Source organism: Streptomyces sp. NPDC059649 (assembly GCF_042734445.1).
In the GTDB taxonomy this organism is placed as follows: Bacteria; Actinomycetota; Actinomycetes; order Streptomycetales; family Streptomycetaceae; genus Streptomyces.
The window spans coordinates 13,943-29,588 of record NZ_JBHWDV010000004.1; the positions used below are offsets into that span (position 1 = coordinate 13,943).

The 15,646-nt window shown below is 72.8% G+C and carries 9 protein-coding genes; 6 read left to right on the forward strand and 3 right to left on the reverse strand.

Annotated features, from left to right (window positions below; genetic code table 11):
• Positions 1-170: 170 nt before the first annotated feature.
• The 3 genes from ACFV1J_RS08175 (at position 171) to ACFV1J_RS08185 (ending at position 7,238) form a co-directional block, all read left to right on the forward strand.
• On the forward strand, positions 171-2,876 hold the full coding sequence (locus ACFV1J_RS08175) for a SpoIIE family protein phosphatase (protein WP_385856456.1): 2,706 nt from the start codon (positions 171-173) through the stop codon (positions 2,874-2,876).
• A gap of 154 nt (positions 2,877-3,030) precedes the next feature.
• Positions 3,031-4,080 carry a polyprenyl synthetase family protein gene (locus ACFV1J_RS08180; protein ID WP_385856457.1) on the forward strand — a complete coding sequence of 350 codons (1,050 nt, stop codon included), beginning with the start codon at positions 3,031-3,033 and terminating at the stop codon, positions 4,078-4,080.
• Between the two features lie 266 nt (positions 4,081-4,346).
• Entirely contained in the window at positions 4,347-7,238 is a 2,892-nt protein-coding gene (locus tag ACFV1J_RS08185) for a BTAD domain-containing putative transcriptional regulator (protein WP_385856458.1), read from the forward strand.
• Here the strand turns inward: ACFV1J_RS08185 and ACFV1J_RS08190 are convergent.
• From ACFV1J_RS08190 to ACFV1J_RS08200, 3 genes are all read right to left on the reverse strand, one after another.
• Positions 7,174-7,527: a hypothetical protein gene (locus ACFV1J_RS08190; protein ID WP_385856459.1), complete on the reverse strand. Its 354-nt coding sequence runs from the start codon at positions 7,525-7,527 to the stop codon at positions 7,174-7,176. The genes ACFV1J_RS08185 and ACFV1J_RS08190 overlap by 65 nt on opposite strands.
• Complete coding sequence (locus tag ACFV1J_RS08195) at positions 7,524-7,943, reverse strand: hypothetical protein (protein ID WP_385856461.1); 420 nt, start codon at positions 7,941-7,943, stop codon at positions 7,524-7,526. Before ACFV1J_RS08195 ends, ACFV1J_RS08190 begins: the two co-directional genes overlap by 4 nt.
• Positions 7,944-8,086: 143 nt before the next feature.
• On the reverse strand, positions 8,087-10,927 hold the full coding sequence (locus ACFV1J_RS08200) for an AAA family ATPase (protein ID WP_385856462.1): 2,841 nt from the start codon (positions 10,925-10,927) through the stop codon (positions 8,087-8,089).
• Positions 10,928-11,505: 578 nt separating this feature from the next.
• On the opposite strand from ACFV1J_RS08200, the gene ACFV1J_RS08205 reads away from it, so the two are divergent.
• The 3 genes from ACFV1J_RS08205 to acs all read left to right on the forward strand — a co-directional run bounded on the left by ACFV1J_RS08205 (position 11,506) and on the right by acs (position 15,630).
• Complete coding sequence (locus tag ACFV1J_RS08205) at positions 11,506-11,940, forward strand: DUF485 domain-containing protein (RefSeq protein WP_385856463.1); 435 nt, start codon at positions 11,506-11,508, stop codon at positions 11,938-11,940.
• Positions 11,937-13,565 (forward strand): cation acetate symporter, encoded by a 1,629-nt coding sequence (locus ACFV1J_RS08210; protein WP_385856464.1) that lies wholly within the window; start codon positions 11,937-11,939, stop codon positions 13,563-13,565. Before ACFV1J_RS08205 ends, ACFV1J_RS08210 begins: the two co-directional genes overlap by 4 nt.
• 76 nt (positions 13,566-13,641) lie before the next feature.
• The gene (acs, locus tag ACFV1J_RS08215) at positions 13,642-15,630 is read left to right on the forward strand and encodes an acetate--CoA ligase (RefSeq protein ID WP_385856466.1); all 1,989 of its coding nucleotides are present in this window, start codon (positions 13,642-13,644) and stop codon (positions 15,628-15,630) included.
• Positions 15,631-15,646 lie beyond the last annotated feature (16 nt).

A 15,646-nucleotide genomic window follows, 5' to 3' on the forward strand; every position in this document is an offset into this window, starting at 1 on the left:
GGGCATCGCCGCACGTTGCGGGCCGTGAGCCGAGCCGAACGCGTTCCCTGACACGTTCCCTGACAGCCGGCCGCCCCCGGGCCGTCCCGATCGCCGTTCCCGGCGACACATCGCCTTCCCCGGCGACAAGAGGCATCGCCTTCCCCCAGCGACAAGAGGAGTGGAAGGGCATGGTGGCCGCACACGCGCGCAGCTCCGGCCGTGGCGGGCGCACGGTCTCCCGCTCGGTGCTGAGCGTGCACAGCGTCGTCGGTCAGATGTTTCTGTTGCAGTTGGCGGTCATCGTGCTGCTCTGCGTCGGCGCCGCGTTCGCGCTCGTCATCGATGCCCAGCACAACAGCACACACGAGGCCGCCAAGCGGTCACTGGGCGTGGCCGAGGCGTTCGCCCATGCGCCGGGGATCGAGGCCGCCATGCGGTCCCGCGATCCCACGGCGGTGCTCCAGCCGCGGGCCGAAGCGGTCAGAGTGGGGTCCGGGGTCGATTTCGTCGTCGTCGTGAACCGGAACGGCATCCGCTACACGCATCCCAAGCCTGAGCGGATCGGCAAACACTTCAGCAGTGATCTGGCGTCGGTGCTGTCCGGTCACACGACCACGGAGACGGCCAAGGGGACGCTCGGACCGCAGGTCCGGGCCAACGTGCCGATCAGGGACCCGCAGGGCCGGGTGATCGGCGCGGTCGTCGCCGGCATCACCACGAAGAACGTCAGCGCCACCCTCAACCGGCAGGTGCCGGTGGCCCTGGCCGCCGCGGCCGCCGCGATGGCCGTCACCGCGGGCGGGACGGCGCTGCTCAGCCGGCGACTGCTGCGGCAGACGCACGGCCTGGGCCCGGCCGAGATCACCCGGCTCTACGAGCACCACGACGCGGTGCTGCACTCCGTCCGGGAAGGCGTCCTGATCGTCGACGAGGACCGCCGGCTGCTGCTCGCCAACGACGAGGCCCGCCGGCTGCTCGACCTCCCCGCCGACGCCGAGGGCCGGCACGTCGACACCCTCGGCCTCGCCCCGCGCACCGCCGCCCTGCTGGCCTCGGGCCGCCCGGCCAGCGACGAGCTGCACTCGGCGGGGGACCGGCTGCTCGCCGTCAACCAGCGTGCCACCGGGCGGCCGGACGGCCCCGGAGGCACCGTCACCACCCTCCGCGATTCCACCGAGCTGCACGCCCTGTCCGGAAAGACGGAGGCGGCCCGGAGCCGGCTGAACGTCATGTACGAGGGCAGCGTCCGCATCGGCTCGACCCTCGATGTGACCCGCACCGCGCAGGAGCTGGCGGAAGCAGCGGTACCGCGGTTCGCCGACTTCGTCACCGTCGACCTGGCCGAGCCGGTTCTGCGCGGCGAGGAGCCGCACGGCACGCGGACGACGCTGCGCCGCACCGCCACCGTCGGCATCCGCGACGACCATCCGCTCTACCCCACCGGCGAACTGATCACCTTCCGGCCCTCGACGCCCCAGGCCAGAGGAATGACGGCGGGGCAGGCACGGCTGGAACCGGACCTGCGCACGGCCCACGGATGGCAGGCCCAGGACCCCGAGCGCGCCCGGCGGCTCCTCGACTACGGCATCCACTCCCTCATCGCCGCCCCGCTGTGCGCCCGCGGCCTCGCCACCGGCGTGGCCAACTTCTGGCGCTCGGGGCGCACCGCACCGTTCGAGGACGACGACCTGGCCCTGGCCGAGGAACTCGCGGCCCGCGCCGCGGTCTGCATCGACAACGCCCGCCGGTACGCCCGGGAACACCACATGGCGGTCGCCCTGCAGCGCAGCCTGCTGCCCCGGGGCCTGCCGGACCAGAGCGCCCTGGACGTCGCCTACCGCTACCTTCCGGCGCAGGCCGGGGTGGGCGGCGACTGGTTCGACGTCATCCCGCTCTCCGGAGCGCGGGTCGCCCTGGTCGTCGGCGATGTCGTCGGCCACGGCGTCGAGGCATCGGTCACCATGGGCCGGCTGCGGACCGCGGTCCGCACCCTGGCCGATATCGATCTGCCGCCCGACGAGTTGCTCACCCACTTCGACGACATCGTGCTGCGGCTGTCCGCCGAAGCCACCACCGAGTCGGGCGTCGAACCCGACGGATCCCGTCCCGCCGCTCCCGGTGACGTCGGCGCCACCTGTCTCTACGCCATCTACGACCCGGTCTCCCGGCACTGCTCACTGGCCCGTGCCGGAAGTCCGACGCCCGCCGTGGTCACCCCGGAAGGCCACCCGGAGGTCCTCGACGTACCGCCCGGCCCGCCGCTCGGACTGGGCGGGCTGCCCTTCGAAGCCGTCGAGGTCGAGCTGCCCGAAGGCAGCCTGCTGGCCCTCTTCACCGACGGTCTCATCGAGAGCCGCGGCCGCGATCCCGACGAGCAGCTCGACCTGCTGTGCAGCACGCTCGCCCGGCCCGCCGCGTCCATGGAGGAGGTCTGCGACAACGTCCTCGACGCACTGCTCCCGGCCCGCCCCGCCGACGACATCGCGCTGCTGATCGCCCGCACCCACGCGCTGGGGGCCGACCGGGTCGCCCGCTGGGACGTGCCCTCCGACCCCGCCGTCGTCGCCCGGACCCGGCGCGACGCGACCGCGCAACTGACGGCCTGGGGGCTGCACGACGCCGTGTTCACCACGGAGCTGGTGGTCAGCGAACTGGTCACCAACGCCATCCGCTACGGGCAGCCGCCGATCCAGTTGCGGCTGATCCACAACCGCAGCCTGATCTGCGAGGTCTCCGACTCCCGCGACACCGCTCCGCATCTGCGCCGGGCCCGCGTCTTCGACGAGGGGGGACGCGGCCTCCTGCTGGTCGCCCAGCTCACCCAGCGCTGGGGCACCCGGCACGCCAAGCAGGGCAAGACCATCTGGGCGGAACAGGACCTGACGGCCCGCTGAACACCAAAGGGCCGCACCTGACAGGTTTCTGACGCCTCGTCATCTCTCGTCTGCCGCCCCGACGTCGTAATCCTTCGGTATCGCCCGTCATCCGTCATGGCGCGTTCTCCCCCTACTTTTGGCCGCCCAAGGACACCGAAGGACACACCCGATCATGACGCCTCTTACCGCGCCCCAGGCCGCCGCGGCGCAAACCCTGGCCCGCTGCCGCGCGTTGGTGCAACCGGCGCTCGTGGAGGCCGTGGAGCGCCTCCATCCGTGGCTGGCCGACATGGCAGCCCACTCTCTCGGATGGACCAAGAAGGAAGGCAGGTTCGTCCCCGGCTCCCAGGGCAAGGGGGTGCGCCAGGCACTCACGGTGCTCTGCGCGGAGGCGGCCGGAGCGCCCGCGGAGTGCGCCGTCGCCGGTGCGGTCACCGTGGAGTTGGTGCACACCTTCTCGCTGGTGCACGACGACATCATGGACGGCGACGAGACCCGTCGGCAGCGGGCGAGCACCTGGAAGGCCTACGGTGCCGGACCCGCGGTCCTGGCAGGTGACGCGATGTGCGCCCTCGCTGCCCAGATCCTCTGCGACTCCCCCGCGGCACAGAGCGGCGCGGCGGTGCGGCACCTGGCCCAGGCCCTGAACGACATGGCGCGGGGCCAGGCCGACGACCTCTTCTTCGAGTGCCGTTCATGGACGGGCGCCGACGCGGTCCGGGTGCCCGAGTACCGGTCGATGGCCGAGCACAAGACCGGTGCGCTGCTCGGGTGCGCCACCGGCCTGGGCGCCGTGCTCGCCGGCGCACCGGCCGCGACCGTCGCAGGTCTCACACGAGCCGGCCGGCATCTCGGAGTGGCCTTCCAAGCCGTTGACGACCTCTTGGGCATCTGGGGGGACCCCCAGGACACCGGCAAACCGGTACACAACGATCTGCGACGGCTGAAGAAGACCTACCCCGTCCTGGCGGCGCTGGCCTCGGGCACCCCGGCCGCACGGCGGCTGGTGGGGATGCTCGAATCGGGCGGGACACTGGACGACGCCGGCGCCCGTCAGGCCGCCGATCTCATCGAGGAGGCGGGCGGGCGTTCCGCCACCCGGAGCGAGGCCCAGCAGCACCTCGACAGGGCCCACGACTGCCTGACGGCGCTCGACCTGGAGCCGACGGCATGCGACGAGATCCGTGCGCTGCTGCCTTTCCTCATCCACCGCCGAGCGTGACCGGGACACGCAATGCGCCGCCGTCGTGGCCGGCCATGCACGCGGTACGAACCCGGGCAGAGTGGCCCCGACCTGCCACGGCGGAGGGCCGGGATGTCCGCCCGCACCGTTTCGACCAGCGGACACCCCGGACCGCCGAGAGCGCTTCCAGGGATAATGCCCACCGGGCAGAACTTCCCGGCAAGTGACCGCCCCTCGGTTCTCGGCCAATGGCTGATGACAGGTGGACATGACTGATGCCGCGGGTCGGAACGTGGGAGCAGGGCATGGGGGGACTGCGGATCGCGGCGCTGGGTCCGCTGCGGGCCTGGCGCGATGGGCGGCCGCTGGACATCGGGCCGGCACAGCAGCGCGCGGTGCTCACCTCGCTGACGTTGCGGTGCGGCCAGGTCGCCTCCGCGGACGAACTGGTGCGGGACGTCTGGGGATCGGACCCGCCGGCCAGCGCGCACGTCGCGGTGCGCAACCACATCTCACGGCTGCGCACCGTGCTGGAGAGCGAGTCCGCCGCGCCCAAGGCCCTGGTCTCCGTCGCCGGCGGCTATGCGCTGCACCTGCCGGACGGGGCGCTGGACGTCTCCCAGGCCGAACGGCTCCATGCCCGGGCGCAGTCGGCCCGGAGCCAGGGGGAGCTGGAGCCGGCCGTCCGCAGCCTGGCCGAGGCCGAGGCGCTGTGGGACGGCACTCCGCTGACGGGAGTGCCCGGCCCCTACGCCCAGCGGCAGCGGGACCGGCTCGTGGAGTACCGGCTCCTCCTCGTCGAGGCGCGGCTGACCCTGGAACTCCAGCTCGGCGGACACAGCCGGGTCGTCGGGGAACTGCTCACACTGGCCGACGAACATCCGCTGCGCGAGGGGCTGCGTGCGCTACAGATGCTCGCGCTGTACCGCTGCGGCCGGCAGGCGGACGCGCTGGCCGGGTTCAACGCGGCCCGACGGCACCTCGCCGCCGAGCTGGGCGTGGATCCCGGCCCTGAGCTGGTACGTCTGCATCAGCGCATCCTGGAGGCGGACCCGACGCTGGCACCGCCGCCGGGTGTGGCCACCGCGTCCCCGGCAGCCGGACCGGCCGCCGGGCCGGACCGGCCGACCTGGGTGCCGCCGGCGCAGGTCCCTCCCGACGTCCCTGACTTCACCGGCCGCGGGGAGGAGAGCCGGCAGGTGCGCGACGCCCTGGCCGGTGCCGTACGGACGGACGCCACCGCTCCGGTGATCTGCGTGATCCACGGCATGGGAGGCGTCGGGAAGACCACGCTGGCCGTGCACGCCGCGCACGCCGTGCGGGAGCAGTTCCCCGACGGCCAGCTCTACGTCGACCTGCGCGGGACCGGACGGGAGCGGGCGAACCCTTATGAGGTGCAGGAGTGGTTCCTGCGCTCCTTGGGTGTGCTGGCCGGCAATGTGCCCAGCGGGCGGGAGGAGCGGACCGCGCTGTACCGTTCGCGGATGGCCGGCCGCCGGCTGCTGCTTCTGCTGGACAACGCCGCCGACACCGAGCAGGTGAGCGCCCTGCTGCCGGGTACCGCCGGGAGCGCCGCGCTGGTCACCAGCCGTACGGCACTGATGTGCCTCCCGGCGACCACCCACACCGCGCTCGAACCGTTCAGCGAGCGGGAGGCCCTTGCCCTCCTGGAGCGGATGGCCGGCAGCGGGCGGTGCCGTCAGGAACAGCAGACCGCCCGCGACCTGGTGCGGGCGTGCGGGATGCTCCCGCTGGCCGTCCGTATCGTCGGCGCCCGCCTGGTGGCCCGTCCGCGCTGGACGCTCGCGACGCTGGCCGAGCGGCTCAGCGACCGCTCGCAGCGGCTGGGCGAGTTGGAGGCCGGCAGCCTGGCCGTCGAATCGGTCTTCCACCTCGGCTACTCGACGCTGGACGACGCGGAGGCGCGTGCCTTCCGGCTGCTGGCCATCCCCGAGGTGCCCGACCTCTCCCCGGCCGCCGCGGCGGCGGTGCTGCGGTGCGACCGGCGGGAGGCCGAGGCGACCCTGGAGTCCCTGACCCACCAGGGTCTGCTGGAACCCGGGGAACCGGGCCGGTACCGCTACCACGATCTGCTGCGGCTGTTCGCCCGCCACCGGACCCTGGACACCGACCCCGCCCCCACGCGGCAGGCGGCCCTGAGCCGGGTCGCCCGCTTCTACCTCGCGGGGACGAGCAGCGCCATGCGTGCCGAGCGGCCCTACAGCCGGCTGCCCGACGCCGCCGATCCGGACGGCATGCCGGGCGCCGCGGCCTTCACCGACGCGCTGCACGCGCAGGACTGGGTGCTGCACGAGCTCCCCGCGATGCTGGCCGTCGCCGGCCAGATCCTGCACCACCCCTATCGGCCGGTGAGCGCGGAGGACACCCGCACCCTGTCGTGCCTTCTGGCGCTGCTCATGCCGTTCACCGATTTCTGTCTGCCGTGGGGTCCCATCCATCAGCTGAGCCATACGCTGCTGCGCGCCGCCGACCACCACGGGGAGCGGCTCGCGACCGTCTTCAGCTGCATCACGGCGTCCGTCGCCTGCGCGCGGATCGGACACCACGAGGAGGCGGTCGCGCTGGCCGCCCGCGCCCACGAGACGCTCGACCCCGCGGACCAGGTACTGGCCCCCCGTGTCGTGTACACCATGGGCGTGGTCGCCGCCGTGCGGCCGGACGGCCTGGAGGAGGCCATCGGCCACTACCGGAGCGCGCACGCCCTGGCGGGTGAGAGCGGCGAGCCCGGTATGGCCGCCCAGTGCTCCGTCAGCCTGGCCCGCGCCCACCTCGCACTCGACCGGCCGCACCAGGCGCTGGAGGCCGCCCGGGACGCCCTCGCCCAGTGCCCGCCCGGGGACAATCCGGTGGGCATCGCCCTGGCGCAACGCGTGTTGGGCGACGTACTGGCGGCACTCGGCCGGTTCGACGAAGCGGTGACGGAGTACGGTACGGCGCTCGCCGTCTGCCGGTCGCACGGCCTGCACGCACAGCGCGCCCATACGCTGCTGGCCCTCGCCTCGGTGCTGGCCGCCGTCGGCCGGCCGGAGCAGGCCCGTACGTGTGCGGCGGAGGCCGGGGCCGCCCTGGCCCAGCTCGGCGACGCCGCGGGCGAGGAGCGGGCGCGGGCCTTCATGAGCCGCCTCCCGGCCGCCGGTTCGTCAGCGCCACCAGCTGCACCGGAGGGCAGCCGGTAGCGAGCACCGACGTTCCGTGCGGCCCGGCGGCCCGGTGCGCGGCGGCCGCGGCGGGCCAGTCCACCTCGACGGTCTCCGGCCGCCGGGTTTCCGCCGGGCAGGGCAGCTCCGGCACGATCTCGTCGGGCAGAGGCGCCGGCGGCGGTGTGCGGACCGGCAGGGGGCTCGGGGTCGCGGGGTCGGCCGGGTCGCCGACCAGACCGCAGCCGCTGACCACGGCCACGGTGAGGGCCAGGGTCGGCGGTATCCATCGGCCAAAGGGCTGTCGGGAGGGGGTAAGTGACGTCATGCCGAGTGCCCGTCCTCGTGCAGCGCGGCGAGGAACCGGTCCATCTCCGGTCGCCAGGCGCGGCGGACGTTGAGCCAGGTCGCCTCGGTGTCCCCGGGGAACCGGAACCGGAAGGTGCTCCACAGGAAGCCCCGGCGGACCTCGCCGATCCGTGTGCGGACCTGCTCGCGCTCGATGTCGTACCGCAGCTTCCCCGGCCGGCTTCGCGCCGCCTGCACCTCGTGGAACAGCACGGAGCGGTCGGTGAGGGTGACGAAGAAGCTGTCGCTGTCGCCGACACCGTCGGACAGCATCGCGGACAGGAACGGATGGCGCCCCGACCCCACGCCCAGGGTCACCACCGGGCGGGCCAGCGGGTCGGACTGCCCTACGGCCTCGGCGACTTGGGCGACGGTGGTGGATTTGATGAGCCCCATGGGTCTCTCCTCGGTAGCGGAAAACGTGAAAGGTGGGGAGTTGATGAAGGTACGTACCGGGGCGCACGGTGACGTCGTGGTCGGTACCGAAGACATTCCGGGGGAGGTGGAACGCAGTTTTTCCGCGCCCTCACCCCGCTTCGTCATAACCTGACTTCGGAACGGGGTTTGGCCAGCGCGCGCGCCAGCCCCGCCCGGCCGTCGATGGCGAGCTTCCCGTAGACGCTGGTCAGGTGGACTTCCACGGTGCGCAGACCGACGAAGAGGCGCTGGGCGATCTCGCGGTTGGTCATCCCCCGGCCGGCGAGGTCCGCCACCCGCCGCTCGGTGGGGGTCAGTGCTCCCACGCCGTGGAAGGTCCGGGTGCGCGGCCGGTCACCGGCGGCACGCAGCTCCGCGAGCGCCTGATCGGCCAGCGTCGTCGCCGCGCACTCATGGGCGACGCTCACGGCCCGCTGCAAGTGCTTGCGGGCCTCGGACAGCCGGCCGACCTTGCGGGCGAGGACACCGCAGTCGGCCAGCGCCTGGGCGTACCGCACCCGCGCGGGCGCGCCGTCGAGGAGCCGTACGGCCTCGCCGAGCAGATCGAGTCCCTCCCGCCCGCCGACCACCACTCCCAGGGCGCGCAACGCCACACCGGTCACCTCGGGCACGCCCCAGACGCGGGCGAGCCGCAGCTCCTCCTCCGCCAGCGCCCTGGCCGCCTCGCCCTGCCGCAGTGCCGCGTACACCAACGCCGCCTCCGAACGCCAGGGAAAGAAACCGGGGTTGGGCATCCCGCGGGCGCAGGTCCGCTCACCGCACAGCAGGAAGTCGGCCAGCCCTTCCTCCAACCGCCCCTGGGCGCAGCGCAGCCAGCCACGCACCATCAGTACGTAGTCGTTGATCCAGTTGCCGTTCAGCCGGCCGCTCAACTCGCCGCGGACCAGCAGGTCGTCGGCGTCGGCGAGCTCGCCCTGCCGGAGCAGCGTTTCCGCCAGCGTCGTGATCGCGAACGTGCTGAGGCCGTTGCACGGGCCGACGCCGATACTGCCGAGTGCGCCCAGCGCGGCCTCCGCGTCGGCCTGGCAGTCCGCGAGACGGCCGAGCCGGCAGTGGATGTTCGCCCGGGTGCTGAGGGCGTGGGCGTAGTGGAAGGCCGAGGTTCCGGGGTGCGCCGCCCGCACGGCCGCGTCGGCGTACGTCAGCGCCAACTCCGCCTCCCCGGCGGCGCCCAGGGAGATCACCGCGCTGGTGTAGACGACGGACTCGTCGTCGTCCGGGTTCATGCCCTGGCTCAGCGCCAGCCGGGCCAGGTCCACCACTTCCCGCGTGGACGTTCCCGCCATGGCCGCGCGCAGGCTCAACAGGGCGGCCAGCGGCCGCTGCACGGGGCTGCCGGCCGCGTCGGAGACGTCCAGCTCCATCAGCCGTGGCACCACGGCCGGGGCCGAGGCCGCCTCGCTCAGGCTGGTGTGGATGAAGTCGATCTCCAGCCGCATGGCCTGGTCGGGGTCCGTCCGCCGGACCGCCTCGGAGGTGCCTCGCAGCGTCTCCAGCGCGTCGGGGTGCCGGTCGAGAGCCAGGAGCGCGCCGGCCAGCGTACGGGCGATGGCGGTCTGTTGCACCGGGTCCGTGGACAGTTCCAGGCTGCGCTCCAGATTGCGGACGGCGACCGGGAGGCTGGAGGTGAGTTCCAGTTCGCCCAGCGTCGCCAGCAGGGTGGCCCGCAGTTCCGCCGTGAGCTCCTCGCGCAGGGCGCGGCGCAAAAAGGCGGCGGCGTGCGCGTCGTCGCCCTGCTCCGCGGCCAGCGTCGCCGCCCGGCCGAGCACCTCCGGCACCCACGGCTCGCCCAGGGGGCTGAGCAGCAGATGGGCGGCCACCCGTATCAGCGGAGCCTCGTGGGCCAGCAGGTGCCGGGCCGCCCGGAGGTGGAGGTCCTTCCGGCGGCTCGGCAGCACCACCGCGGTGACCGCCGCCGGCAGGACGTCGCAGACGAAGGACAGGCCGTGCTCCGTCCCGGTCAGCCACCCCGCGCCCACCAGCCGGTGCACGGCGTCCGCGATGGCCGGCTCCGGCAGGCCGGTGACCCCCGTGATCAGGTCGATGCCCGGCGCACCGCCGAGCACCGCGACGGCCTGGGCCGTGGTCACGGCGTACGGATGGACCTCCTGCATCCGGGTGAGCAAGGCCGGGCCCAGGTCGGCCGGGACATGGCCGGTGATCCGGTCCGCCAGTTCCGTCCGGGGACGCTGCCCGGACATCCGGAGCCCGCGCAGGACCGCGTGCAGCAGGAGGGGGTTGCCGCCGGTGGCCTCCCGGCAGGCGACGGTGAACGGCTGCTCCGGGGCCTCCCCCAGAGCCTGCGCCGCCAGGGCCTCGACGGCGTCGTCGGCGAGGCCGTCGAGGGTCAGCCGGTGCCGGAACAGCGGCTCGACGGCGGCCACGGCAGCAGCGTGCGGATGCGCATCCCCCGGACCGAGCGTGGCGAGGACGACCAGCGGCAGGTTGTCGGCCCTGCGCAGCAGGTACCGCAGCCAGAGGAGGGAGTGCGGATCGGCCCACTGCAGATCGTCGACGGCGATCAACAGCCTTCTCTCACCGGCCAGTCGGACGCACAGCCGGTACAGGCCGCCGAGGGTCTCCGCGTCCTGTCCGGTCACCGTGGACGCCGGCCCGTCCGGCCGCTGCGCCCAGGGGGCGAGCACCCGGGCGGCGTCCAGGGTCCAGTCGCGGAACGGCGGACCCGACGGGTCGTCCGCGGCCAGGTGCTCGAAGAGCCGGCGGACCACGCCGAAGGGCAGGTCGCGTTCCAGCGGGTCCGCGACCGCCGAGACGACGCAGGTTCCGGGGTCCTGGCGGAGGTCCGCCAGGGCGGCCCGCAGCAGTGCGGTCTTCCCGCTCCCCCAACCCCCGCTGATGACGGCGGAGTCACCGCCGGTCCAGGTGTCGTCCCCGAGCAGCCGGCCGAGCGCGCTCAGCTCACGTTCCCGCCCGATCAGCACCGGACCGCGCCCCGTTCCGCGTGGGAAGCGGTCGCTGCGGGGTTGGTCGGCATCTCACACCACGACTGTTCTGGAGGGCGGCCCCCTGCCGGTGGCGGGGACACGCTGTCTTACCTGGCGGTGAGCGGCCGGCCCACCGGCGACATGAAGGGGGGTCACCTCGCCGGGGCCGGCAGCTCTGCCCAGAAGGGTGGCGTCGGCGTGTAAGGAATCGATAATTTTCCGGTAAGGCGGCCGGGACGGCCCGCAACGGACCGCGGCTCAGGCGATCTTTCGGTGCCTTGCCCACTACAGCGGTCCCTTAATCCTTCGGTACGGCCCGTCATCCATCCTGGCCGGTCCCGCCCGACACTTTGGCTGAACAAGGGTCGTGCGGCCGGATGCCGTGCCACACCGCACGGCTGTCCGGAAGCGGCTCATGCCGCCCCGTACTCCGCGCCGACCCGAGTCCCCCTGCCGCTCACCGACCGGCAGGGAGCCCGTTCGCCGTCGCCGTGAACCGGTGAGCCGGTGAGCACCACCGCCCCGTGGCCGGTCCGGCTGCCGGGCCCCACCGAGCCCCACCACTGGAAAGGCCCATGACCACGCACGCCTCCCCTCCCGGCATCCCCACGGCCGACGCGCCCGGCAGCACGGGAGCCCCGCCCGCCACGGACGACCTCACCGCCACGGTGTTCCGGACCGCACAGCAGGGCGGGCCGTTCCGCCGGCTCCGGCGCGCGCAGCGGGTGTTCGCCGTAGTGGCGACCACCGCGGTGCTCAGTCTGTATCTGCTGTACGTCCTGCTGTCCAGCTACGCGCCCGGCCTCATGACCGGCAAGGTCGTCGGCAATCTGAACGTCGCGTTCTTCCTCGGACTCGTCCAGTTCGCCGCGACCTTCCTCGCCGCGTGGCTCTACACCCGGCATGCCAACCGCCGGCAGGACCCGCTCGCGGAGCAGATCAAGGAAGGCATCGAGCAGGCCCGGGTCCGTGCGCACAGCCACGTCTCGGCGGCGGGGACCGCGGCATGATCACTCACCTTCCGCAGACCGCCCTGGCGGCCCCGGGCGCGGACGGCGGCCGTTGGCTGACGATCGGCCTCTTCCTGGCCGTGGTGGCGGCCACGCTGGGCGTCACCCTGTGGGCGAGCCGGCAGACCAAGGGCACCACGGACTTCTACACCGGCGGCCGCTCGTTCTCGGGATTCCAGAACGGCCTGGCCATCTCCGGCGACTACATGTCGGCCGCCTCGTTCCTGGGCGTCACCGGCACCATCGCGCTCTTCGGGTACGACGGGTTCCTGTACTCCGTCGGCTTCCTCGTCGCCTGGATCCTGGCGCTGGTCCTGGTGGCCGAACCCCTGCGCAACGCGGGCCGGTTCACCATGGCCGATGTCCTCGCGTTCCGTCTGCGTCAGCGGCCGGTGCGTACCGCCGCGGGCCTCTCGACCATCGTGGTCTCCGTGGTCTACCTCCTCGCCCAGATGGTCGGCGCGGGTTCCCTGGTGGCCCTGCTGCTCGGCGTCTCCGGCGAAGCGCCCAAGAAGTGGATCATCCTGGGCGTCGGCGTGCTGATGATCCTCTACGTCGTCGTGGGCGGCATGAAGGGCACCACCTGGGTGCAGATCGTCAAGGCCGCGATGCTGATGGCCGGAACGCTGCTGCTGACCGTCCTGGTGATGAGCAAGTTCGGGTGGAACCTCTCCTCGCTCCTCGGCTCGGCGGCCGAGGCCAGCGGCAAGGGCCATGCCTTCCTCTCGCCCGGCCTGAAGTACGGCGCCGGCCCCACCACCAAGCTGGACTTCATCAGCCTCGGTGTCGCGCTGGTCCTGGGCACCGCGGGCCTGCCGCACATCCTGGTCCGCTTCTACACGGTGCCGACCGCCAAGACCGCCCGGACCTCGGTGAACTGGGCGATCGGCCTGATCGGCACCTTCTACCTGATGACGCTCGTGCTGGGCTTCGGCGCGGCGGCGCTGGTGGGGCACTCGGTGATCGAGGCCGCCAACCCGGCGGGCACCACGGCCGCGCCGATGCTGGCCGAAGTGCTCGGCGGCGGCCCCGGATCCACCCTGGGCGCCACCCTGCTGGCGGTGACCTCCGCGGTCGCCTTCGCCACGATCCTGGCGGTGGTGGCCGGCCTCACCCTCACCTCGTCCGCCTCGTTCGCCCACGACCTGTACGCCCACGCCGTGCGCAAGGGGAAGGCGAGTGAGCGCGAGGAGATCAGAACGGCGCGGTGGGCCGCGGTCGGCATCGGCATGGTGGCCGTCGTCCTGAGCATGTTCGCCGACAAGCTCAACACTGCGGCGCTGGTGGCCCTGGCCTTCGCCATCGCGGCCTCGGCCAATCTGCCGACGATCCTCTACAGCCTGTTCTGGAAGCGGTTCAACACCACCGGCGCGCTGTGCAGCATGTACGGCGGCCTGGTGACCTCCGTGGTGCTGGTGGTCTTCTCCCCGGTCGTCTCCGGCACCCCGGCGTCGCTGGTGCCCGGTGCGGACTTCCACTGGTTCCCCCTGGAGAACCCCGGCCTGGTCTCCATCCCGATCGGCTTCCTGGCCGGCTGGCTGGGCACCCTCGCCTCCCGCGAGACCGACCCGGACAAGTACGCGGAGCTGGAAGTCCGTTCCCTCACCGGTGCCGGCGCGCACTGAGCCCCGGCCCCGCGACGCCGTCGCCACCACACCACTTGGTCCCCACCCGACGAACGACTGCAAGGAGCAGCCCGTCGTGAACAACGCAAGCCTGGCGAACCTCCTCCACGAGGAACGGAGGTTCGCCCCGCCGCCCCACCTGGCGGCGGTTGCCAACGTCACCGCCGACGCCTACGCGAAGGCCGCCGCCGATCGGATCGGCTTCTGGGCGGAGCAGGCCCGCCGTCTCAACTGGGCGGTCGCGCCGGCCGAGACGCTGGACTGGTCCGACCCACCCTTCGCGAAGTGGTTCGCCGACGGCAAGCTGAACGTCGCCTACAACTGCGTCGACCGGCATGTGGAGAACGGCCTGGGCGACCGGGTGGCGATCCACTTCGAGGGCGAGCCGGGCGACAGCCGCTCGATCACCTACGCCGAGCTGCAGCGCGAGGTCGCCAAGGCCGCCAACGCGCTGGCGGAACTCGGCGTGGCCGCGGGCGTCCGGGTCGCGATCTACCTGCCGATGATCCCCGAAGCGGTCATCGCCATGCTGGCCTGCGCGCGCCTGGGCGCACCGCACTCGGTCGTCTTCGGCGGCTTCTCCGCCGAGGCGGTCGCCGCCCGCATCCAGGACGCGGACGCCAAGGTCGTCATCACCGCCGACGGCGGCTACCGCCGCGGCAAGCCCTCCGCCCTCAAGCCGGCCATCGACCGTGCGGTGGCGAAGTGCCCCACCGTCGAGCACGTCCTGGTGGTGCGCCGCACGGGCGGGCCGACCGTCTGGTACGGGGACCGGGACCTGTGGTGGCACGACGTCGTCGACCGGCAGAGCGAGACGCACACCCCCGAGGCCTTCCCCGCCGAGCACCCGCTGTTCATCCTCTACACCTCCGGCACGACGGGTAAGCCCAAGGGCATCCTGCACACCACCGGCGGCTACCTCACCCAGGTGTCGTACACCCACCACGCCGTCTTCGACCTCAAGCCGGAAACCGACGTCTACTGGTGCACCGCCGACGTCGGCTGGGTGACCGGCCACTCGTACATCACCTACGGCCCGCTCTCCAACGGCGCCACCCAAGTCCTGTACGAGGGCACCCCGGACACCCCGCACCAGGGCCGCTGGTGGGAGATCGTCCAGAAGTACGGCGTGACGATCCTCTACACCGCCCCCACCGCCATCCGCACCTTCATGAAGTGGGGCGACCACATACCGGCCCAGTACGACCTGTCGTCGCTGCGCCTCCTGGGGTCGGTCGGCGAGCCGATCAACCCGGAGGCATGGATCTGGTACCGGGAGCACATCGGCGGCGGCCGCTGCCCGATCGTCGACACCTGGTGGCAGACCGAGACCGGCGCGATGATGCTCAGCCCGCTGCCGGGCGTCACGGCGACCAAGCCCGGCTCCGCTCAGGTGCCGCTGCCCGGCATCGCCGCGACCGTCGTGGACGACGACGCCAACGAGGTTCCCAACGGCGGTGGCGGCTACCTCGTGCTGACCGAGCCGTGGCCGTCCATGCTGCGCACGATCTGGGGCGACGACCAGCGCTACCTCGAGACGTACTGGTCCCGCTTCAAGGCCGGTTCCCTCCAGGGGGTTCCTCCCCGGACCCCCCTGTACTTCGCCGGCGACGGCGCGAAGAAGGACGAGGACGGCGACATCTGGCTGCTCGGCCGGGTCGACGACGTCATGCTGGTCTCCGGCCACAACATCTCCACCACCGAGGTCGAGTCCGCCCTCGTCTCCCACCCCGCGGTCGCCGAGGCCGCCGTGGTCGGCGCGAACGACCCGACCACCGGCCAGGCCATCTGCGCCTTCGTCATCCTGCGCGGCACCGCCTCGGAGTCCGACACCCTCGTCGAAGAGCTCCGCACCCATGTCGCCGGGGAACTCGGCCCGATCGCCAAACCGAAGCGCATCCTCACCGTGACCGCCCTGCCCACCACCCGCTCGGGCAAGATCATGCGCCGCCTCCTCCGCGATGTGGCGGAGAACCGCACGCTGGGCGACGTCAGCACCCTCACCGATGCCTCGGTCATGGACCTCATCCAGGCCGCCCTCCCCACCTCCCCGGACGAGGACTGACGACCGACGACCCGGC

Coding starts and splice junctions, on each gene's coding strand:
- ACFV1J_RS08175 (WP_385856456.1), top strand. CDS start 171: ATGGTGGCCGCACACGCGCGCAGCTCCGGCCGTGGCGGGCGCACGGTC.
- ACFV1J_RS08180 (WP_385856457.1), top strand. CDS start 3,031: ATGACGCCTCTTACCGCGCCCCAGGCCGCCGCGGCGCAAACCCTGGCC.
- ACFV1J_RS08185 (WP_385856458.1), top strand. CDS start 4,347: ATGGGGGGACTGCGGATCGCGGCGCTGGGTCCGCTGCGGGCCTGGCGC.
- ACFV1J_RS08190 (WP_385856459.1), bottom strand. CDS start 7,527: ATGACGTCACTTACCCCCTCCCGACAGCCCTTTGGCCGATGGATACCG.
- ACFV1J_RS08195 (WP_385856461.1), bottom strand. CDS start 7,943: ATGGGGCTCATCAAATCCACCACCGTCGCCCAAGTCGCCGAGGCCGTA.
- ACFV1J_RS08205 (WP_385856463.1), top strand. CDS start 11,506: ATGACCACGCACGCCTCCCCTCCCGGCATCCCCACGGCCGACGCGCCC.
- ACFV1J_RS08210 (WP_385856464.1), top strand. CDS start 11,937: ATGATCACTCACCTTCCGCAGACCGCCCTGGCGGCCCCGGGCGCGGAC.